This window comes from Streptomyces sp. NPDC015130, from assembly GCF_043080005.1.
Classification (GTDB): domain Bacteria; phylum Actinomycetota; class Actinomycetes; order Streptomycetales; family Streptomycetaceae; genus Streptomyces.
On the sequence record NZ_JBIBVC010000001.1, the window covers coordinates 51,649 to 71,180 of the forward strand.

Annotated in this window: 19 protein-coding genes and 3 tRNA genes; 11 read left to right on the forward strand and 11 right to left on the reverse strand. The window is 71.1% G+C overall.

The genetic code is table 11. The features are described 5' to 3' along the window. The first annotated feature begins 120 nt into the window (after nt 1-120). Both ACF08F_RS00220 and ACF08F_RS00225 read left to right on the forward strand, forming a co-directional pair. On the forward strand, nt 121-1,221 hold the full coding sequence (locus ACF08F_RS00220) for a Leu/Phe/Val dehydrogenase (RefSeq protein WP_392296262.1): 1,101 nt from the start codon (nt 121-123) through the stop codon (nt 1,219-1,221). A 332-nt stretch (nt 1,222-1,553) separates the two neighbouring features. Further along, complete coding sequence (locus tag ACF08F_RS00225) at nt 1,554-1,802, forward strand: DUF3073 domain-containing protein (RefSeq protein ID WP_150267955.1); 249 nt, start codon at nt 1,554-1,556, stop codon at nt 1,800-1,802. Nucleotides 1,803-1,971: 169 nt separating this feature from the next. On the opposite strand, the gene purM is transcribed toward ACF08F_RS00225, so the two are convergent. The 4 genes from purM to ACF08F_RS00245 form a co-directional block, all read right to left on the reverse strand. Next, the gene (gene purM, locus ACF08F_RS00230) at nt 1,972-3,051 is read right to left on the reverse strand and encodes a phosphoribosylformylglycinamidine cyclo-ligase (protein ID WP_392296263.1); all 1,080 of its coding nucleotides are present in this window, start codon (nt 3,049-3,051) and stop codon (nt 1,972-1,974) included. Nucleotides 3,052-3,095: 44 nt separating this feature from the next. Beyond that, entirely contained in the window at nt 3,096-4,622 is a 1,527-nt protein-coding gene (purF, locus tag ACF08F_RS00235) for an amidophosphoribosyltransferase (protein WP_392296264.1), read from the reverse strand. A 219-nt stretch (nt 4,623-4,841) separates the two neighbouring features. After that, the gene (locus tag ACF08F_RS00240) at nt 4,842-5,657 is read right to left on the reverse strand and encodes an META domain-containing protein (protein ID WP_392296265.1); all 816 of its coding nucleotides are present in this window, start codon (nt 5,655-5,657) and stop codon (nt 4,842-4,844) included. Nucleotides 5,658-5,801: 144 nt separating this feature from the next. Continuing rightward, a complete protein-coding gene (locus ACF08F_RS00245) occupies nt 5,802-6,590 on the reverse strand; it encodes a sterol carrier family protein (protein ID WP_392296266.1) in 789 nt (262 codons plus the stop codon). 80 nt (nt 6,591-6,670) lie between these two features. Between ACF08F_RS00245 and ACF08F_RS00250 the strand changes: the two genes are divergently transcribed. Then, entirely contained in the window at nt 6,671-7,081 is a 411-nt protein-coding gene (locus ACF08F_RS00250; RefSeq protein ID WP_392296267.1) for a nuclear transport factor 2 family protein, read from the forward strand. Here ACF08F_RS00250 and ACF08F_RS00255 read toward each other — a convergent pair. The 5 genes from ACF08F_RS00255 to purS form a co-directional block, all read right to left on the reverse strand. After that, nucleotides 7,063-7,890 carry a M23 family metallopeptidase gene (locus tag ACF08F_RS00255; RefSeq protein WP_392296268.1) on the reverse strand — a complete coding sequence of 276 codons (828 nt, stop codon included), beginning with the start codon at nt 7,888-7,890 and terminating at the stop codon, nt 7,063-7,065. The two genes, ACF08F_RS00250 and ACF08F_RS00255, sit on opposite strands and share 19 nt — an antisense overlap. A gap of 23 nt (nt 7,891-7,913) precedes the next feature. Then, nucleotides 7,914-8,420, reverse strand: a complete 507-nt coding sequence (locus tag ACF08F_RS00260) for an ArsR/SmtB family transcription factor (RefSeq protein ID WP_392296269.1) — start codon at nt 8,418-8,420, stop codon at nt 7,914-7,916. Nucleotides 8,421-8,524: 104 nt separating this feature from the next. Beyond that, the gene (gene purL / locus ACF08F_RS00265) at nt 8,525-10,774 is read right to left on the reverse strand and encodes a phosphoribosylformylglycinamidine synthase subunit PurL (protein WP_392296270.1); all 2,250 of its coding nucleotides are present in this window, start codon (nt 10,772-10,774) and stop codon (nt 8,525-8,527) included. Next, a complete protein-coding gene (gene purQ, locus ACF08F_RS00270; protein WP_056654072.1) occupies nt 10,774-11,454 on the reverse strand; it encodes a phosphoribosylformylglycinamidine synthase subunit PurQ in 681 nt (226 codons plus the stop codon). Before purQ ends, purL begins: the two co-directional genes overlap by 1 nt. Beyond that, nucleotides 11,451-11,696 (reverse strand): phosphoribosylformylglycinamidine synthase subunit PurS, encoded by a 246-nt coding sequence (gene purS / locus ACF08F_RS00275; protein ID WP_015035032.1) that lies wholly within the window; start codon nt 11,694-11,696, stop codon nt 11,451-11,453. Before purS ends, purQ begins: the two co-directional genes overlap by 4 nt. A gap of 378 nt (nt 11,697-12,074) precedes the next feature. Between purS and ACF08F_RS00280 the strand changes: the two genes are divergently transcribed. From ACF08F_RS00280 to ACF08F_RS00315, 8 genes are all read left to right on the forward strand, one after another. Then, nucleotides 12,075-12,446, forward strand: coding sequence for an Lsr2 family protein (locus tag ACF08F_RS00280; RefSeq protein WP_392296271.1), 372 nt, complete (start codon nt 12,075-12,077; stop codon nt 12,444-12,446). A 184-nt stretch (nt 12,447-12,630) separates the two neighbouring features. Further along, a tRNA-Gly gene (locus ACF08F_RS00285) sits at nt 12,631-12,702 on the forward strand. A gap of 80 nt (nt 12,703-12,782) precedes the next feature. Further along, nucleotides 12,783-12,855 (forward strand) — tRNA-Gly (locus ACF08F_RS00290). Nucleotides 12,856-13,022: 167 nt separating this feature from the next. Next, nucleotides 13,023-13,976, forward strand: a complete 954-nt coding sequence (locus ACF08F_RS00295; protein ID WP_392296272.1) for an ABC transporter ATP-binding protein — start codon at nt 13,023-13,025, stop codon at nt 13,974-13,976. Then, the gene (locus tag ACF08F_RS00300; protein WP_392296273.1) at nt 13,973-14,737 is read left to right on the forward strand and encodes an ABC transporter permease; all 765 of its coding nucleotides are present in this window, start codon (nt 13,973-13,975) and stop codon (nt 14,735-14,737) included. The genes ACF08F_RS00295 and ACF08F_RS00300 overlap by 4 nt, the downstream gene beginning before the upstream one ends. A 27-nt stretch (nt 14,738-14,764) precedes the next feature. Then, on the forward strand, nt 14,765-16,186 hold the full coding sequence (locus tag ACF08F_RS00305) for a sensor histidine kinase (RefSeq protein WP_392296274.1): 1,422 nt from the start codon (nt 14,765-14,767) through the stop codon (nt 16,184-16,186). Beyond that, nucleotides 16,183-16,809, forward strand: coding sequence for a response regulator (locus tag ACF08F_RS00310; RefSeq protein ID WP_392296275.1), 627 nt, complete (start codon nt 16,183-16,185; stop codon nt 16,807-16,809). Before ACF08F_RS00305 ends, ACF08F_RS00310 begins: the two co-directional genes overlap by 4 nt. Before the next feature lie 22 nt (nt 16,810-16,831). Next, nucleotides 16,832-16,907, forward strand: a tRNA-Gly gene (locus tag ACF08F_RS00315). A 46-nt stretch (nt 16,908-16,953) separates the two neighbouring features. Here the strand turns inward: ACF08F_RS00315 and ACF08F_RS00320 are convergent. Both ACF08F_RS00320 and ACF08F_RS00325 read right to left on the reverse strand, forming a co-directional pair. Further along, nucleotides 16,954-17,874 (reverse strand): phosphoribosylaminoimidazolesuccinocarboxamide synthase, encoded by a 921-nt coding sequence (locus ACF08F_RS00320; protein ID WP_392296276.1) that lies wholly within the window; start codon nt 17,872-17,874, stop codon nt 16,954-16,956. Nucleotides 17,875-17,981: 107 nt separating this feature from the next. Continuing rightward, the gene (locus ACF08F_RS00325; RefSeq protein ID WP_392296277.1) at nt 17,982-19,442 is read right to left on the reverse strand and encodes a N,N-dimethylformamidase beta subunit family domain-containing protein; all 1,461 of its coding nucleotides are present in this window, start codon (nt 19,440-19,442) and stop codon (nt 17,982-17,984) included. Nucleotides 19,443-19,532 lie beyond the last annotated feature (90 nt).

Consider the following 19,532-nt stretch of genomic DNA (forward strand, 5'->3'; position numbering starts at 1 on the left):
GGTGATCCTGAGCACTGCTGCCGATCTACGCACAGGTAGGACTTACTCTCTTGCCGAACTGGTCCTCCCCCACCCGCAGGGAGGGCCGCAACCGCCGCTTCGTACTTGGGAGTCACCACCGTGACCGATGTGACCGGCGTTCCTGTCGTTCCCGCAGACGTGCTGCACACCCTGTTCCACTCGGAGCAGGGTGGCCACGAGCAAGTCGTGCTCTGCCAGGACCGTGCCACCGGCCTCAAGGCCGTCATCGCCATCCACTCCACCGCCCTGGGCCCGGCCCTCGGCGGAACCCGCTTCTACCCGTACGCCACCGAGGCCGAGGCGATCGCCGACGCGCTCAACCTCTCGCGCGGCATGTCGTACAAGAACGCCATGGCCGGCCTCGACCACGGCGGCGGCAAGGCCGTCATCATCGGGGACCCGGAGAAGATCAAGACGGACGAGCTGCTGCTCGCCTACGGGCGCATGGTGGCGTCCCTCGGCGGCCGCTACGTCACGGCCTGCGACGTCGGCACCTACGTCGTCGACATGGACGTCGTCGCCCGCGAGAACAAGTGGACCACCGGCCGCTCCCCCGAGAACGGCGGCGCCGGCGACTCCTCGGTCCTCACCGCCTTCGGCGTCTTCCAGGGCATGCGCGCCTCCGCGCAGACCCTGTGGGGCGACCCGACGCTGCGCGGCCGCAAGGTCGGCGTCGCGGGCGTCGGCAAGGTCGGCCACTACCTCGTCGAGCACCTCCTGGAGGACGGCGCCGAGGTCGTCATCACCGACGTGCGCGAGGAGTCGGTCCGCCGGATCACCGACAAGCACCCGCAGGTCACCGTCGTCGCCGACACCGACGCGCTGATCCGCGTCGAGGGCCTGGACATCTACGCGCCCTGCGCGCTGGGCGGCGCCCTGAACGAGGAGACCGTCCCGTTCATCACCGCGAGCATCGTCTGCGGCGCGGCCAACAACCAGCTCGCCCACCCCGGCATCGAGAAGGACCTCATGGAGCGCGGGATCCTCTACGCGCCCGACTACGTGGTCAACGCCGGTGGCGTGATCCAGGTCGCCGACGAGCTGCACGGCTTCGACTTCGACCGCTGCAAGGTGAAGGCGACGAAGATCTTCGACACCACCCTCGAAATCTTCGCACGTGCGAAGGCTGACGGCATTCCGCCGGCCGCCGCGTCCGACCGGATCGCCGAGCAGCGCATGGCGGAGGCCCGACGGGGCTGAGCCCCGGCCCGGCCGCACAGAGGTTCGACCCGCCGTCGGGGGCGCCCGGAGGGCTCCGGAAGGACACCGGAGCGACACCGGAGAGACATCCCTCACCCCCCTCGGCGGGTCGACCCTCAAGAAGAGGTTAAAATCGCGATTGACCAGCGAGGAAAGGGCACCTCGAAGGTTCTGTACCGAGGTATGTGATGCGCACGGCGTACCGTAGACCCGAGGAAACAGGTACCGTTGAAGCCCTACGGGCCGGTCTCTCTGTCGAGAGTCCGTTCCGAATCATGAACGCGTGTCAAGACTCTGGGGCCATCGAGCCCCGTCACCGAGGGGGTCGAGCCATGGGGCGCGGCCGGGCAAAGGCCAAGCAGACCAAGGTCGCCCGCCAGCTGAAGTACAGCAGCGGCGGGACTGACCTGTCGCGTCTGGCCAATGAGCTGGGCGCTTCGACTTCGAACCAGCCGCCGAATGGCGAGCCGTTCGAGGACGACGACGAGGAAGACGACCCGTACGCGCAGTACGCGGATCTCTACAACGACGACGAGGACGAGGACGACGAGTCCGGTCCGTCGTCCCCGCGTCGCGCTTGACCTTCTGAATCACCGAAACCCGGTCCGGTACACCCGGCCCGGGTTTCTGTGCTGCCCGCGCGGTACGGACGGCGACGACGGCCACGGGTACATGCCGACGGCCCGGCGCCACCCCTGAGGGGTGCCGCCGGGCCGTCGCCGTAGGCCCGCCCGCTTCCGGGCGCCGTGCCTACTTCGCGTAGTCGCCGACCAGCTCCGCGCCGGTCGTGTGCGCGCCGCGCTCGGTGATCTCGCCCGCGACCCAGGCCTCGACCCCGCGGTCCGCGAGGGTCGTCAGGGCCACGTCCACGGACTCGGCCGGCACGACGGCCATCATGCCGACGCCCATGTTCAGCGTCTTCTCCAGCTCCAGGCGCTCCACCTGACCGGCCTTGCCGACCAGGTCGAAGATCGCGCCCGGGGTCCAGGTGGAACGGTCGACCGTGGCGTGCAGGCCGTCCGGGATCACCCGGGCCAGGTTGGCGGCGAGACCGCCGCCCGTGATGTGGCTGTACGCGTGGACGTCCGTGGTCCGGGTGAGGGCCAGGCAGTCCAGCGAGTAGATCTTGGTGGGCTCCAGGAGCTCCTCGCCGAGGGTCCGGCCCAGCTCCTCGACCCGCTGGTCCAGGGTCATCCCGGCGCGGTCGAAGACCACGTGCCGGACGAGCGAGTACCCGTTGGAGTGAAGACCCGAGGAGGCCATGGCGATGACCGCGTCCCCCGTACGGATGCGATCGGCGCCGAGCAGCCGGTCGTGCTCCACGACACCCGTGCCGGCGCCGGCGACGTCGAAGTCGTCCGGGCCGAGGAGGCCCGGGTGCTCCGCGGTCTCGCCGCCGACGAGGGCACAGCCGGCGAGGACGCAGCCCTCGGCGATGCCCTTGACGATGGCGGCGACCCGCTCGGGGTGGACCTTGCCGACGCAGATGTAGTCGGTCATGAAGAGCGGTTCGGCGCCGCAGACGACGATGTCGTCCATGACCATGGCGACCAGGTCGTGGCCGATCGTGTCGTACACGCCCATCTGGCGGGCGATGTCGACCTTCGTGCCGACGCCGTCGGTCGCCGAGGCGAGCAGCGGACGCTCGTAGCGCTTGAGGGCGGAGGCGTCGAAGAGACCGGCGAAGCCGCCGAGGCCGCCGAGGACCTCGGGGCGCTGGGTCTTCTTCACCCACTCCTTCATGAGCTCGACGGCGCGGTCGCCCGCCTCGATGTCGACGCCCGCGCTCGCGTAGCTGGCGCCGCTTCCGGCACTGGTGGACTCAGACATGCTGAAGAACTTTCGTGTCGTACTGCGGGGTGTGCAGCGGGGTCTTACGGGCGGCGCAGGGCGTCGGAGGCCGCGGTGGCGGCCGGTCCCGCGGCCAGCTCGGTCTCCAGGAGCTGCTTGCCGAGGAGCTCGGGGTCCGGAAGCTCCATCGGGTACTCGCCGTCGAAGCAGGCACGGCAGAGGTTCGGCTTCTGGATGGTGGTCGCCTCGATCATCCCCTCCAGGGAGATGTACGAGAGCGAGTCCGCCCCGAGCGACTTGCCGATCTCGTCGATCGACATGCCGTTGGCGATGAGCTCCGCGCGGGTGGCGAAGTCGATGCCGAAGAAGCAGGGCCACTTCACCGGCGGCGAGGAGATCCGGATGTGGATCTCGGCCGCGCCGGCCTCGCGGAGCATCCGGACGAGCGCGCGCTGGGTGTTGCCGCGGACGATCGAGTCGTCGACGACCACCAGGCGCTTGCCCTTGATGACTTCCTTGAGCGGGTTCAGCTTCAGCCGGATGCCGAGCTGGCGGATGGTCTGGGAGGGCTGGATGAAGGTGCGCCCGACGTAGGCGTTCTTCACCAGGCCGGCCCCGAAGGGGATGCCCGAGGCCTCGGCGTAGCCGATGGCCGCCGGGGTGCCCGACTCCGGAGTCGCTATCACCAGATCGGCCTCGACGGGCGCCTCCTTCGCGAGACGGCGGCCCATCTCCACGCGGGAGAGGTAGACGTTCCGTCCGGCGATGTCGGTGTCGGGGCGAGCCAGGTACACGTACTCGAAGACACAGCCCTTGGGCTTCGCTTCCGCGAATCGCGAGGTACGGATGCCGTTCTCGTCGATCGCGATCATCTCGCCCGGCTCGACCTCGCGGACGTAGCTGGCACCGCAGATGTCGAGGGCGGCGGACTCGGACGCGACGACCCAGCCGCGCTCCAGCCGGCCGAGGACCAGCGGGCGGATGCCCTGCGGGTCGCGGGCCGCGTAGAGCGTGTGCTCGTCCATGAAGACGAGGGAGAAGGCGCCCCGGACGTCGGGGAGGACCTTCGCGGCCGCCTGCTCGATGGTGAGCGGCGTGCCGTCCTCGTCGACCTGGGCCGCGAGGAGCGCGGTGAGCAGGTCGGTGTCGTTGGTCGCGGCCACCCGGGGCGAGCGGCCTTCCTTCTTGGGAAGGTCGGCGACCATCTCGGCGAGCTGCGCCGTGTTCACCAGGTTGCCGTTGTGGCCGAGCGCGATGGAGCCGTGGGCGGTCGCCCTGAACGTCGGCTGCGCGTTCTCCCACACGGACGCCCCGGTGGTCGAGTAGCGGGCGTGACCGACCGCGATATGACCTTGGAGGGAGCCGAGAGAGGTCTCGTCGAAGACCTGGGACACGAGGCCCATGTCCTTGAAGACGAGGATCTGGGAGCCGTTGCTAACCGCGATACCCGCGGATTCCTGGCCCCGATGCTGGAGGGCGTAGAGCCCGAAGTACGTGAGCTTTGCGACCTCTTCACCCGGAGCCCAGACACCGAAGACGCCACAAGCGTCCTGGGGGCCTTTCTCACCGGGGAGCAGGTCGTGATTGAGTCGACCGTCACCACGTGGCACGTTTCCGAGTGTAGACGGGCTCGACCACTGGTCCGAATTGAAGAAAAGTGGCGACTGTGCCACTCGTGGGATCGCACAAAATGATCATCTCGGGCTTGGAGAGGCCTACGAAGCAGGCGCGGGAAGGGATTCCCGTCCCGGGACCCCGATGAGCAGACGCTCGTACCAGCCTTCGGGGTCCCCCGCGATGTGACGGAGTGCACCTTCTTTCGAGGGCTGCTACCCCGCCGCCGTGGCCGTGAGGCCCTCTCCCGAGGGGTCCGTGAGGGTCAGCGTCCGGTGGTCGAGGCGGTACGTGAGCGGGCCGTCGAGGAGCTCGTACAGCGAGGTCTCCAGCTTCATCTCCGCGCTCGCGCAGATCATGCGGGTGGTCGCCGCCGGGCCCTCGACGGTGAGGGTGGTGCCGTCGACCCGGGCGGTCGCGGAGAAGTTGTTGCAGCCCAGGTTGCCGGTGACCCGGCCGTCCTCGCCGAGGACGATCCGCGCCTTGCCGCCGCTGCCGGCGGGCAGGGAGGCGGCGGTCCCGCCGGAGACCAGCGAGTCGATCTTCCAGGTGGTGCCGCGCAGCGGGGCGCCCGGCTCCGAGGACAGTTCGAGGCCGTTCCGGCCGTCGGCCGAGGCGAGGGTGAACCGCTCCCCCTTGATCGTGCCCTTGAGCTCACCGGAGAAGGCCTTGAGCAGCTGCTTCTCGAAGCGCTCCCGGTCACCGGGGCAGCCGATCTCGGTGATCTCGTCCTGCGTGACGGTGAGGGTGTCGCCGTTCACCGCGACGGTGGCGCCGAAGTGGTTGCAGCCGGTGTTCCCCTGGGCCCGGCCGGCCTCCTCGAACGCGACGCGCGCGTCGGCGGGGGCGGTCGACCTGCGCCCGTCGACCGTGACGGCCTTGATCGACCAGTGCGTCCCGCTGACGGGCAGGGCGGGGTCGGCGGTCCCGGCCGGGCCGGCGCCGGGGCCCCGGTCGGTGCCGCAGGCGGTGGCGCCGGCGGCGAGCAGCAGGAGCGGGACCAGGGCGGCGAGGGCTCGTGGCTTCGGCATGGAGATGGGACGGGCGGCCGGGGATTCCGGTTCCGCGCGGTTCTCGCGTGCGGTTGTCCCGGGCGGCCACGCGGTTGTTCCGTGCCGCCACGCGGTTCTTCCCCGCGGTTCGTCCGCGCGCGATCGGGACTTTCGCAACACGCCCTAGGAGAGGACCGGCAGGACGGCCGAGAGGTCCGCGCGTTCGCCGCTCGCGCTCACGTGGGCGGCCTCCTTCTCCTCCGCCCACCCCGCGCGGCCCGTCGCCAGTCTGATCCAGGTCAGCGGGTCCGTCTCGACGACGTTGGGCGGCGTGCCCCGGGTGTGCCGCGGGCCCTCCACGCACTGCACGACCGCGTACGGCGGGATCCGCACCTCGACGGCTCCGCCGGGGGCCTTCGTCGCGAGGGCGTCGGCGAGCAGCCGGACGCAGGCGGCGAGGGCCTGCCGGTCGTACGGGATGCCGGCGCCGGTCGCCGCGTTCAGGTCGTCGGTGTGGACGACGAGCTCGACGGTCCTGGTCACCAGGAAGTCGGCGAGGGTCATGGCGCCGAAGCGGGTCGGGACGAGCCTCTCGTCGGTCGCGCCCGCGACCAGCTCCTCGTACCGCGCGGCCGTCCGGCCGAACAGCTCCGCCAGGTCGGCCGCGTCGATCGCCCGGGTGTCCTCGTCGATGCGCGCCGAGGCGGTGGCGGTGGCCAGGGGCCAGTCCAGGAGGGCGAGTTCCCGCCGCGTCGGCTCGGGCTCGCCGAGGTAGCGCGCGACCGCGCCCAGGGCCATCGTCACGTGGGCCGCCAGCTCCCGCACGGTCCACTCCCCCAGCCGCGTCGGCGCGTCCAGCCGCTCGGGCGGGAGCGCCGCGACCCCGTCCCGTACGTGCGCGAACTGCGCGAGGACGGCGGCCCGGATCTTGGCGGAGTCGTAGCTGCGGGTGCGCTTCTTGGCCGGTGGCATGGGGGCGAGGGTAGCCGGAGACTGGAGGGGGGAGGGCTTCCCGCACACACCTCAACGCGTACGAGAGGGGTCGAGCAGCCATGGCTGAGCACCCTGACATCGCTCTGGTCCGCCGGGGATTCGCCGCGTGGACCAAAGGGGACATGGAGACCGTCGGCAGCCTGATGACGGCGGACTGTACGCACCACTCCCCCGGCGAGAGCCAGATCTCCGGGCACTTCAAGGGCCGCGACAACATCCTCGCCATGTACGGAAAGATGTTCGAGCTCACCGGTGGCAAGATGCAGGTCCAGCTGGACAGCGTCTCCGTCGACGGCCGCGGCCACGCCGTCGCGGCGAACACGTTCTTCGCCGAACGGGGCGACCGGGGCATCGAGATGAAGGGCGCGCTGATCTTCACGATCATGGGCGGCAAGATCACCGACATCGACGAGTGCGTCGAGGACATCGAGCAGTCGGACGCCTTCTGGGGTCAGGCCGCCGCCGGATGACCCGAGGCGGTGAACGTCTCGCCGTTCGCCGGTACGCCGATGCCGCGCCAGGTGAACGGGATGCCCCGGGCCGTCTCCAGGTCCGGGCCGTCCATCAGCTGGAAGTGGACGTGGGGCTCGGTGGAGTTCCCGGAGTTGCCGCACCGGGCGACCTCCTGGCCCGCCACGACCCGGTCGCCCGGCCGGACGGCGAGCGAGCCGCGCCGCAGGTGCGCGTACATCGCGTACGTACCGTCGCCGAGGTCGAGGACCAGGTGGTTGCCGGTCACGCGGCGGGCGCCCGCGAGGGCCCGTACCGCGGACTCGATCAGCATCAGATAGACCAGCGCGGGCAGGGAGTTGCGGCTCAGGTGGTCGCGCTGGCCGTCCTCGGCGTGCACGACGGTCGCGTCGGCGACGGCGAGCAGCGGCGCGTCGAAGGCCGGGAAGTCCCGGTTGCCGCGGACGAGGGGCCAGAGCCGGGCGAAGGCGGGGCGCGGGCGCTCCTCGTCCTCCTCCACGATGTCGATGGCGTACGTCTGGGCGTACTGGTGCGTGCCGTGGCTCGGTGTCCGGTCGGCCGGGCTGTTCAGCGCCGACCAGCGGCCGGCGACGGGCGGGCCCACCTCGATCGTCGCGCGCGGCGCCGAGGCGACCCGGCGGCGCGCGGTCACGAAGAGGCCGGTGCCGACGGCGGCGGCGGCGAGGGCCGGCAGCCAGCCCGCCCAGTACGGATACGGCGGGTCGAAGGCCACCGAGGCGAGCGCCTGCGCGGCGAACAGCAGCCACAGCACGCGGTGGAGCAGTAAGACGGTCTTGCGAGAAGGCATGGACGTTCCCCCTGTGTCGGTCGCTAAGGGCGGGCGGCGGTGAGCATCACCAGGAGCGGGACGACCCGCGCCCCGGGGACCTCGTAGCGGCCGCGGCCCGTCGTGTGGAGCCAGCCGGCGCCGGTCAGCTGCTTCAGGTGGTGGTAGATCTGGCCGGTCGTGCCGATCTCCGCCAACTCCGCCAGTTCCGCGGCGGTACGGCGGCCGCCGAGGATCTCCCGCAGCAGCCGGAGCCGTACGGGATGGCCGAGCGCGGCGAAGGAGTCGGCGGCACCGGCCCACTCCTCGTCGAGCAGCCGCTCGGTGAGCGCGCCGAACTGCCACTCGTACCGCTCGTCGGTGGGCAGCCGGACCGAACCCGTGAACAGCACACCGCCGTCGGCGCCCCGCTCCCCGGCCTCGGCGAGCTCCGCCTTGAACCCTTCCAGGGCCCAGAACGTCGCGTCGACGGCCTCGGGTGCGGGGCGCTCGGCACCCTCCAGGGCGGCCATCCGCCGTTCCAGCTCGGCCACCCGCTCTTCCAGCTCCATTCCTCGAAGATTACGTAATTACGTAATTTCGCGCAAGCGGACAACGCGCAAGCCCCCGCCCGGAAGGGGCGGGGGCTTGCGCGCAGAGCGTCGGATCCGTCGGATCAGGCCAGCAGGCCCGGGATCGTCGCCTCGTGGGCCGTACGCAGCTCCTCCAGGGAGAGCGCGAACTCGCCCTGGACGTCGACCGCGTCACCGTCGACGACACCGATCCGGGTCGCCGGCAGACCCCGCGCACCGCACATGTCGGTGAAGCGGAGCTCCTCGCTGCGCGGGACGGCGACGACCGCACGGCCCGCCGACTCGCTGAAGAGGAACGTGAAGGCGTCCAGGCCCTCCGGGACGACCAGGCGCGCGCCGTTCCCGCCACGCAGGCAGGACTCGACGACCGCCTGCACGAGACCGCCGTCGGACAGGTCGTGCGCCGCGTCGATCATGCCGTCGCGGGAGGCCGAGATCAGGATCTCGCCGAGCAGCTTCTCGCGGTCGAGGTCCACGGCCGGCGGCATGCCGCCGAGGTGCTGGTGGATCACCTCGGACCAGGCCGAGCCGCCGAACTCCTCACGCGTGTCGCCGAGCAGGTAGAGGAGCTGGCCCTCTTCCGCGAAGGCGATCGGCGTACGGCGGTTGACGTCGTCGATCACACCGAGCACGGCCACGACCGGCGTCGGGTGGATCGCGGTCTCGCCCGTCTGGTTGTACAGGGAGACGTTGCCGCCGGTGACCGGGGTGCCGAGCTGGAGGCAGCCGTCCGCGAGACCACGGGTGGCCTCGGCGAACTGCCACATCACGGCCGGGTCCTCGGGCGAACCGAAGTTCAGGCAGTCCGAGATGGCGAGCGGCTTGGCACCGGACGCGGCGACGTTGCGGTACGCCTCCGCCAGCGCGAGCTGCGCACCCGTGTACGGGTCGAGCTTCGCGTACCGGCCGTTGCCGTCGGTCGCCATGGCCACGCCGAGGTTGGTCTCCTCGTCGATACGGACCATGCCCGCGTCCTCGGGCTGCGCCAGGACCGTGTTGCCCTGCACGAACCGGTCGTACTGGTCCGTGATCCAGGACTTCGAGGCCTGGTTCGGGGAGGAGACCAGCTTCAGGACCTGGTCCTTCAGCTCCTCGCCGTTCTGCGGCCGGGGCAGCTTGCCGGCGTCGTCGGCCTGGAGCGCGTCCTGCCAGTCCGGGCGCGCGAACGGCCGGTGGTAGGTCGGGCCCTCGTGGGCGACGGAGCGCGGCGGCACGTCGACGATCTGCTCGCCGTGCCAGAAGATCTCCAGGCGCTCGCCGTCGGTCACCTCACCGATGACGACCGCGATGACGTCCCACTTCTCGCAGATCTCCAGGAAGCGGTCGACGTGCTGCGGCTCGACGATCGCGCACATGCGCTCCTGCGACTCGCTCATGAGGATTTCCTCGGGCGAGAGCGTGGCGTCGCGCAGGTGGACCTTCTCGAGGTCGACGTGCATGCCGCCGGAGCCCGCGGAGGCCAGCTCGGACGTGGCGCAGGAGAGCCCGGCGCCGCCGAGGTCCTGGATGCCCGCGACGAGCTTCTCCTTGAAGATCTCCAGGGTGCACTCGATGAGGAGCTTCTCCTGGAAGGGGTCGCCGACCTGGACGGCGGGCCGCTTGGTCGGCTTGGTGTCGTCGAAGGTCTCGGACGCGAGGACCGAGACGCCGCCGATGCCGTCGCCGCCCGTGCGGGCGCCGTAGAGGATGACCTTGTTGCCCGGGCCGGAGGCCTTGGCGAGGTGGATGTCCTCGTGCTTCATCACGCCGATGCAGCCGGCGTTGACCAGCGGGTTGCCCTGGTAGCAGGAGTCGAAGACGACCTCGCCGCCGATGTTGGGCAGGCCCAGGCAGTTGCCGTAGCCGCCGATGCCGGCGACGACACCGGGCAGCACGCGCTTGGTGTCGGGGTGGTCGGCCGCGCCGAAGCGCAGCGGGTCGACGACCGCGACCGGGCGGGCACCCATGGCGAGGATGTCGCGGACGATGCCGCCGACGCCGGTGGCCGCGCCCTGGTAGGGCTCGATGTACGAGGGGTGGTTGTGCGACTCGACCTTGAAGGTGACCGCGTACCCCTGGCCCACGTCGACGACGCCGGCGTTCTCGCCGATGCCGACGAGCATGGCGTCGTTCTCGGGGACCTTCTCGCCGAACTGCTTCAGGTGGACCTTGCTGCTCTTGTAGGAGCAGTGCTCGGACCACATGACGGAGTACATGGCGAGCTCGGCGCCGGTGGGACGACGGCCCAGGATCTCGCGGATGCGCGCGTACTCGTCCTCCTTGAGGCCGAGCTCCTTCCAGGGCTGCTCGCTGTCCGGCGTCTCGCTCGCGTGCTTGACGGTGTCGAGGCTCATCAGGCGTTGACCAGCTTCTTGAGGATCGAGGTGAAGAAACCGAGGCCGTCCGTCTTGCCGGTGCCGACCAGCGGCTCGACGGCGTGCTCCGGGTGGGGCATGAGGCCGACCACGTTGCCCGCGGCGTTGGTGATGCCCGCGATGTCGCGCAGCGAGCCGTTGGGGTTCATGTCCAGGTAGCGGAAGGCCACCCGCCCCTCGGCCTCCAGCTCGTCGAGCGTGCGCTCGTCGGCGACGTACCGGCCGTCCATGTTCTTGAGCGGGACCTCGATCTCCTGGCCGCGCTCGTAGTCGGACGTCCAGGCGGTCTCCGCGTTCTCCACCCGCAGCTTCTGGTCGCGGCAGATGAAGTGGAGGTGGTTGTTGCGCAGCATCGCGCCCGGCAGCAGATGGGCCTCGGTGAGGATCTGGAAGCCGTTGCAGATGCCGAGGACGGGCATGCCCGCCTTGGCCTGCTCGATGATGCTCTCCATCACCGGCGAGAAGCGGGAGATGGCCCCGGCCCGCAGGTAGTCGCCGTAGGAGAAACCGCCGGCGAGAACCACGGCGTCGACCTGCTTGAGGTCCTTGTCGCGGTGCCAGAGCGAGACGGGCTCGGCGCCCGCGAGGCGGGCGGCGCGCAGCGCGTCCTGGTCGTCGAGCGTTCCGGGGAACGTGACGACGCCGATGCGTGCGGTCACGACTCGACCTTCACGACGAAGTCTTCGATCACGGTGTTGGCAAGGAAGGTTTCGGCCATCTCATGGATGCGGGCGAGGGCGGCGTCGTCGACCGGTCCCTCCACCTCCAGCTCGAAGCGCTTCCCCTGACGGACGTCGGCGATTCCGGCGAATCCCAGGCGGGGCAGTGCACGCTGCACCGCCTGCCCCTGAGGGTCCAGAATCTCCGGCTTGAGCATGACGTCGACTACGACGCGTGCCACTGGCACTCCCGGTGGTGTGTTGCGTGGGCGGTCCCCTCAGCGTACCTGCCTCCAAATTCTACGCGGGTAGAGATCTGAAGGATCCTACAAAGAGATCCCCAAAGACCCATGAACGGACCACGAACGGGCAACGAACGCCGCCCACCCCCTACAGGCACATCCGCGAGCAAAATTCCAGCGAAATATTGCGGACCTCAATCCGGCGGGACACGCTGAAGTAATTGCCGGGGCTTCACAATGCGACGCCTACCGCTGTACAAAGGAATCCAGAGGAAAGCAGCATTGTCCCGGCACAGCCGAACGGTCGGCATCGTCGCACGTCAGAGGCGCCACAAGCGTCGTTCCGACTCCGGCGGCCGCAGGAAAGGACCGATATCCGTGGCTCAGCGTGTGGTGGTCACTCTCTCCGATGACATCGACGGCGGAGAAGCTGCTGAGACGGTCGCGTTCGGCCTCGACGGGAAGATGTACGAGATCGACCTGAATGCTGCCAATGCAAAGAAACTCCGCAAGACCCTCGCCCCCTACCTCGCCGCCGGCCGCAAGCAGTCGGCGGGCGCGAAGGGCGGAGCGGGAGGCGTGAAGGGCGGCACCGGTGGCCTGAGGGGCGGGGCCGAGACCTACACCCGCACCTCGCTCGCGCCCGACCCGGCGGCGGTCCGCGCCTGGGCCCAGTCCAACAAGATGGACGTGCCCGCCCGGGGCCGCATCCCGAAGAAGGTCTACGAGGCCTTCCACGCCGCGAGCTGAACCGCCGCGAGCGGGACCGGCACAGAGACACGGGCAGAGGGACGGGCCAGAGGGACCGGACAGAGGGGGTCGGCACGGGCCGGACCGACGCCGGCCGAGCCGATTTGCCATGCACCCCCCTTGATCCGCTAGAGTCTGGATCACGCCGAGGGGCAAGGCCGAAAAGCCGAACCTCACGCAGCGTGCGGGTGTAGTTCAGTAGCAGAACATCCCCCTTCCAGGGGGAAGGCGCAGTGTGCAATTCCTGTCACCCGCTCTGCATCGCATTACCGAGCACTCCGGTGCATCAGGTAGAGTGGTGCTCGCACCGCCCGATGAAAGTCGGTCGGGAGCAATGCGGACGTGGCTCAGTTGGTAGAGCATCACCTTGCCAAGGTGAGGGTCGCGAGTTCGAATCTCGTCGTCCGCTCAGGAAGTCGAAGGCCCCGGTTCTCTGGAACCGGGGCCTTCGTCGTGTCCATCACCCTGACCGGACCCGACCGGCCCCCCGGCCTGACGCCACGCCATGACATTTGTCAGAAGCGGCGATGACAGCGCGCACTGCCGGACGGCCCCGGGCGCCGGGAGTCTGGACACATGACCAACGCGATCGAAGCGGAAGGCCTGCGCCGCGGCTACTCCGGCGGCTTCGAGGCCGTGCGCGGCATCTCCTTCACCGTCCCCCACGGCGAGATCTTCGCCCTCCTCGGCACCAACGGCGCCGGCAAGACCTCCACCGTCGAACTCCTGGAGGGCCTCGCCGCGCCCAGCGCCGGAACCGCCCGCGTCCTCGGCCACGACCCGTACCACGAACGGGCCGCCGTCCGCCCCCGCATCGGCGTCATGCTCCAGGAGGGCGGCTTCCCCAGCGACCTGACCGTCGCCGAGACCGTACGGATGTGGGCAGGCTGCACCACCGGCGCCCGGCCCGCCGGCGAGGCACTGGAGGCCGTCGGCCTCGGCTCCCGCGAACGGGTCCGGATCAAGCAGCTCTCCGGCGGCGAACGGCGCCGCCTCGACCTCGCCCTCGCACTCCTCGGCCGCCCCGAGGTCCTCTTCCTCGACGAACCGACCACCGGACTCGACGCAGAGGGACGGCGCGACACCTGGAACCTCGTGCGGAGACTGCGCGACGAGGGGACGACCGTGCTCCTCACCACGCACTACCTGGAGGAGGCCGAGTCCCTGGCCGACCGGCTCGCGATCATGCACCAGGGCCGGATCGTGCTCACCGGCACCCCGGACGAGGTCACCGCCGCCCGGCCCGCCCGCATCCGCTTCACCCTCCCCGAGGGAGTCGCACCCGCCCGCCTGCCGCTCGCCCTCAAGGCCGCCGCGCACGGCCGGCGCGTGGAGATCCGTACCCACGCGCTCCAGGACGCGCTCGGCGAACTCCTCGCCTGGGCCCGCGAGACCGACGTACGGCTCGACGCGCTCGACGCCCGCTCGGCCACCCTCGAAGAGGCGTTCCTGGAGATCGCCTCCCGCACCGACGCCCTCGACCAGGACCTGAACGGCGACCTGGCGACCGACCTGGAGGGTCTGCGATGAACGCGACCGCACGCCGCATGGCCTCGCTCGGGCGGGCCGAACTCACCCTGCTCGGGCGGAACAAGAACAACCTCTTCATCGCCCTCCTGATGCCGCTGCTCATGATCTTCCTGCTGCGGTCCTCCCTCGGGCAGATGAGCCCCGAGGAACTGCCCGGCGGCATGGCGGGCACCACCCTCATCGGCGGCACCGGCATGGTCCTCGTCCTCGTCGTCTACATGGGGCTCGTCTCCGCCCTCGTGGCCCGCCGCGAGGAGCTCGTCCTCAAGCGGCTGCGCACCGGCGAGGCGACCGACCTGGAGATCCTCGGCGGCGCCGCGCTCCCCTCCGCCGCCATCGCCCTCCTCCAGTGCGCCGTCCTCTCCGTCGGCGGCGCCATCGCCCTCGACGTCCCCGCGCCACGACGGCCGGACCTGCTCGTGCTCGGCCTGCTCGCCGGCGTCCTGCTGCTCGCCGGACTGGCCGCCGCGACCACCGCCATCACCCGGAACGTCGAGAGCGCGGGCCTCACCACCCTGCCGTTCTTCCTGATCTCCGCCATGGGCTCCGGACTGATGGTCCCCCGCGACCTCCTGCCCGACCTCCTCGCGAACCTCACCCGACTCCTGCCGTTCAGCGGGGTCATGGAGCTCGTCCGGGCCGGCTGGCTCGGTGTCGGCCACACCGAGGACCTCCTGACCGCCCTGCTCAACACGCTGGCCTGGGGCGTCCTCACCGTGTTTGCTGTCCGGAAGTGGTTCCGCTGGGAACCCCGCAGGTAGGCGGGGACGGGTAAGGGGGCAGGGAGCGTGTCCAGGCTGACGGGGTGGTGGACCCGGCGCGGCAGCGCGGCCAAGGTCGAGCTGTACACCCGGTGGAGCTTCCACTTCTTCACGGTGATCGAGATCGGTTCGATCGCCCTGGTGCCACTCGCGGAAGCCGGTGACGGCCTGACGGCCCGCCCCCTCGGCCTCCCTCTGGGCCTCGCGCTCGCACTGTTCGTCTGCGCGCACGCCGCGCTGACCGCCGTGCTCTCCTCGCGCGCCCTGGACTGGGCCCTGGACCGGCGCGACCGGCCGGTCCGGCTCGCGACCGCGCTCGTCGCCCTGACGGCCGGCGGTGCGCTGACCGTGATCGCGCTGCGGGCGACGGGGGTGCTCGCGGATCCCGCGGTCGGCACCGCCGTCGTCACCGGGATCGTCGTCTTCTCCCTGGGCGGCCTCGTGCTCTGCGTGCGCCGCCCCCGGCGCATGCTGTACGTCGTCCCGGCCGTCGCGCTCGCGACCGGCGGCGCGATCGCGGTGATGGGCCTCCACCCGGCCGAGGGCCTCGGCTCCGCGATCGGGATCCTCCTGGGCGGCTACGGCCTCGCCGCCGCCTGCGGCTTCTCCGGCTGGCTCATGAAGATCGTCTGGGAGCTGGAGCGCTCCCGCGACCTCAAGGCCCGGCTCGCCGTCGCCGAGGAGCGGCTCCGCTTCGGCCGCGACCTGCACGACGTCATGGGCCGGAACCTGTCCGTCATCGCCCTCAAGAGCGAGCTCGCCGTCCAGCTCGCCCGGCGCGAACGCCCCGAGGCCGTCGACCAGATGATCGAGGTCCAGCGCATCGCCCAGGAGTCCCAGCGGGAGGTCCGGGACGTCGTACGCGGCTACCGCGAGGCGGACCTGCGGGTCGAGCTGGAAGGCGCCCGGGGCGTCCTCGGCGCCGCCGGGATCGACTGCGCCATCGCCTCCCCCTTCGGCCCGACCGGGACCGAGCTGCCCGACGAGGTGCAGTCGGCGCTCGGCTGGGTGGTCCGGGAGACCACCACGAACGTGCTGCGGCACGGGGACGCGCGGCGCTGCGCGATCTCCGTCCGCGAGGAGGAGGACGAGGTGCTGCTGACCGTGGAGAACGACGGCGCGGGACAGCCGGGCACCGAGGGCGGTGCGCGAGGCGGTACGGGGCCCGGGTCCTCGTCCTCCACGGGGCTCGGGTCCGGGCTCGGGTCCTCGCTCGGGTCCGGGCTCGAGTCCTCGCTCGGGTCCGGGCTCGGGACCGCGCTCGGTGCCGGGCTCGGGACCGCGCTCGGTGCCGGCGGCGGTTCGGGGCTCGCCGGGCTCCGGGAGCGGCTCGCGGCCGTCGGCGGGACCCTGGAGGCGGGTCCGGGCGGCGACGGCACGTTCCGGGTCGCGGCCCGGGTGCCCCTGCCCCGTACACCCGGGAAGTCCGGTGCGAGAGTGGCCCGATGACCGTCCCCGCTCCCGCCCCCGTGCGCGTGCTGCTCGCCGACGACGAGCATCTGATCCGCGGCGCGCTCGCCGCGCTGCTCGGCCTGGAGGACGACCTCGTCGTCGTCGCGGAGGCGGCGACGGGCCCCGAGGCGCTCGCCATGGCCCGCGCCCACCGGCCCGACGTCGCCGTCCTCGATCTGCAGATGCCCGGCGCCGACGGTGTGACGGTCGCCACGGTCCTGCGGGACGAACTGCCCGGCTGCCGCACCATGATCGTGACCGGTCACGGCCGCCCCGGCCACCTGAAGCGGGCCCTCTCCGCCGGCGTCCGCGGCTTCGTCCCGAAGACCGTCAGCGCCCAACGGCTCGCCGAGATCATCCGTACCGTGCACGCCGGAAACCGTTACGTGGACCCGGAGTTGGCCTCCGACGCCATCGCCGCCGGGGACTCCCCGCTGACCGCCCGGGAGGCCGAGGTCCTCGAACTCTCCGCCGACGGAGCACCCGTCACGGAGATCGCCCGGCGCGCCTCGCTCTCCCCCGGAACCGTCCGGAACTACCTCTCCTCGGCCGCCGCGAAACTCGGTGCCGAGAACCGTCACACGGCCGTGCGTCTCGCGCAGGCGAAAGGTTGGGTATAGTTAGCCCCGCGCTACGGCGCATGCGGACGTGGCTCAGTTGGTAGAGCATCACCTTGCCAAGGTGAGGGTCGCGAGTTCGAATCTCGTCGTCCGCTCCATGAAGAAGCCCCCCGGTCGATCCGACCGGGGGGCTTTCTCGTGCCCCTAGAAGCGGTCGGACCAGGCCTCGCCGGTCAGCAGCTCGTACGCCTCCAGGTACTTGGCGCGCGTCGCCTCGACGATCTCCTGCGGGAGCGGCGGCGGGGGCGTCTCGCTCTTGCGGTCCCAGCCCGAGGCCGGGGACGTCAGCCAGTTCCGCACGAACTGCTTGTCGTACGAAGGCTGGGCGCGGCCCGGCTGCCACTGGTCGGCCGGCCAGAAGCGCGAGGAGTCCGGGGTGAGGACCTCGTCCGCGATGACGAGGCGGTCGCCGTCCGGGGTGCTCTCGAAGCCGAACTCGAACTTGGTGTCGGCCAGGATGATCCCGCGCTCGCGGGCGATGTCCCGGGCCCGGGAGTACACGGCGAGGGTCGTGCTGCGCAGCAGCTCGGCCGTGTCGTCGCCGACCTGGCGGGCGACCTCCTCGAAGGAGACGTTCTCGTCGTGGTCGCCGACCGCGGCCTTGGTCGCCGGGGTGAAGATCGGCGCGGGCAGCTCGGAGCCGTCGCTGAGCCCCTCGGGGAGTTCGAGGCCGCAGACCGTGCGGGACTCGTTGTACTCGACGAGGCCGGAGCCCGTGAGGTAGCCGCGGGCGACGCACTCGACCGGGACCATGTTCAGCGACTTGCAGAGGAGGGTGCGGCCCGCCCAGTCGGCGGGGGCGCCGGCCGGCAGCTCGGTGGAGAGGACGTGGTGCGGGACCAGGTCGGAGAGCCGGTCGAACCACCACAGCGAGAGCTGGGTGAGGACCCGGCCCTTGTCGGGGATCTCGGTGGGCAGGACCCAGTCGTACGCGGACATGCGGTCGCTCGCCACCATGACGAGGTCGCCCGCCTCGTTCCGGTACAGGTCGCGGACCTTGCCCGTGTGGAGATGGGTGAGGCCCGGGACCTGGACAGGTTCGGGCTTTTCTACGAATCCGGACACGGTTCCTCCGCGTAGGTTGATCCAGGAGCGTCTCCGATTCTCTCGCACGGAGAGCCGGGGACGACGTCCGGGCCCCGCGGCGAGCCCTCCTCCCGGTGGGCGGGCGCCTACTCCCTCTTGCAGATCCGGTCGAGGAGGTTCGCGGTGGCGCGCTGGACCCGCGCGTCGACATGGCCCGGCCGGTCGAGCGCCGGGGACCAGGCGAAGGTGCCGGAGGCGAAGACCCACGCGCCGGACGGCGCCCGGTAGAGCGAGGTCTCCTGGTGGCGCACCGCTCCGTCGCCGTCCCGGTAGGGCGAGTGGGCCAGCAGGATGCGGCCCTGGTGCTCGGGGAGCGCGGTGCGCGGGAAGTAGCGGTCGGCCTCGCCCGCGACCATGCCGGGGAGCTCGTCGCCGTCGCCCGCCCCGGTGGCCTCCCAGAGCCAGTGCTCGGCGTTCCGTACGACCATCGGGTGCGGTTCGGGCACCCGGCCCGCGTACTGGATGCCGAGGAGCCGCTGTTCGGGCTTGTCGACCTCGCGCCAGAGGGCGGGCCGGCCGGGGCCGCGGCGCTTGCGGCAGGTGAGGAGGCGGTCCGGCACCCCCGACGGGGACGGGCCCAGCTCCACCTGCCAGTACATGGTGTTGGCGGAGAGGAAGACGAGGGACGTGCCCTGGTCGCGGGCGAGTTCGGCGGTCCTGCGCATCGGGGCCGACCAGTACTCGTCGTGCCCCGGGAAGACCAGGCCCCGGTAGCGGCTGGGGTCGACCCGGCCCGCGTGCAGGTCGCGGGTCTCCGCGTACGCCAGGTCGTAGCCGTACCGCTCGGCCCAGCGGATGAAGTCGTAGGCGTGGCCGACGTGCAGGGGCAGACCCGCGCCCGCGTAGGGGCGGTCGAAGGAGACGGTGACGGCCGCGTCCTCCTCGCCGAGCAGCCGGCCCTCCTCGTCCCACGCGTGGTAGAGGCTGGCGCCGGTGCGGCCGTCCTCCGGGTAGAGGTTGTACGCCTGCCAGGTCACGTCCGGCAGGACGAGGAGGAGGTCCGCCGGGTGGCTGTCGCGGACCGTGAACGGGATGTGCGAGCGGTAGCCGTCGGCCGTGGTGAGGACCGCGACGTACGCGCCGATCGACCAGTACGAGGGGACCTGGAGCCGCCAGGACTGCCACCAGTGGTGGCAGGAGACCGTGCGGTCGGCGGTGAGCGGGGCGGGCTGGACGATCCCCGAGAGCCGCGGGCTCGTGGTGATCTTCGCGGCGCCGTCACCGCCGTAGTGGCCGATCCGGTAGACGTCGACCAGGAACTGCTGCGGCGGGTCCACGGTGATGTGGAAGTCGATCGACTCGCCGGGCGCGACGGCCCCGGTCGAGGCGAAGCCCTTGATCTGGCGCCGGACGTCGTCGGCCGTGCGCGGGCCGCCCCCGCCGCCGCGGGCCAGGATCTCGTCCGCGTACCAGGGGACCATCTGACCCGTGTCGTCGAAGTAGTTCTCCGAACCGCGGAGCCAGGGCAGCGGGCCCTGTCCGAAGGGATCGCTCACGGCGTGCGCCAGCGCGCCGGACTCCCACCGCCTGATCTGCTCGGCCCCCATGCTGCGCCCCTCCCTCGACTCCCCCGGTCGGCTCGGTCAGTGCCTCTGGTTCTTGCCTTTGTCAGTGACGGTCTCCAGCACATCACATAA

What these genes read in the sequence shown, in the direction of transcription:
- ACF08F_RS00225 (WP_150267955.1), top strand. Translation starts at nt 1,554, where the DNA reads ATGGGGCGCGGCCGGGCAAAGGCCAAGCAGACCAAGGTCGCCCGCCAG.
- purM (WP_392296263.1), bottom strand. Translation starts at nt 3,051, where the DNA reads ATGTCTGAGTCCACCAGTGCCGGAAGCGGCGCCAGCTACGCGAGCGCG.
- ACF08F_RS00240 (WP_392296265.1), bottom strand. Translation starts at nt 5,657, where the DNA reads ATGCCGAAGCCACGAGCCCTCGCCGCCCTGGTCCCGCTCCTGCTGCTC.
- ACF08F_RS00245 (WP_392296266.1), bottom strand. Translation starts at nt 6,590, where the DNA reads ATGCCACCGGCCAAGAAGCGCACCCGCAGCTACGACTCCGCCAAGATC.
- ACF08F_RS00250 (WP_392296267.1), top strand. Translation starts at nt 6,671, where the DNA reads ATGGCTGAGCACCCTGACATCGCTCTGGTCCGCCGGGGATTCGCCGCG.
- ACF08F_RS00255 (WP_392296268.1), bottom strand. Translation starts at nt 7,890, where the DNA reads ATGCCTTCTCGCAAGACCGTCTTACTGCTCCACCGCGTGCTGTGGCTG.
- ACF08F_RS00260 (WP_392296269.1), bottom strand. Translation starts at nt 8,420, where the DNA reads ATGGAGCTGGAAGAGCGGGTGGCCGAGCTGGAACGGCGGATGGCCGCC.
- purL (WP_392296270.1), bottom strand. Translation starts at nt 10,774, where the DNA reads ATGAGCCTCGACACCGTCAAGCACGCGAGCGAGACGCCGGACAGCGAG.
- ACF08F_RS00295 (WP_392296272.1), top strand. Translation starts at nt 13,023, where the DNA reads ATGACCAACGCGATCGAAGCGGAAGGCCTGCGCCGCGGCTACTCCGGC.
- ACF08F_RS00300 (WP_392296273.1), top strand. Translation starts at nt 13,973, where the DNA reads ATGAACGCGACCGCACGCCGCATGGCCTCGCTCGGGCGGGCCGAACTC.
- ACF08F_RS00310 (WP_392296275.1), top strand. Translation starts at nt 16,183, where the DNA reads ATGACCGTCCCCGCTCCCGCCCCCGTGCGCGTGCTGCTCGCCGACGAC.
- ACF08F_RS00325 (WP_392296277.1), bottom strand. Translation starts at nt 19,442, where the DNA reads ATGGGGGCCGAGCAGATCAGGCGGTGGGAGTCCGGCGCGCTGGCGCAC.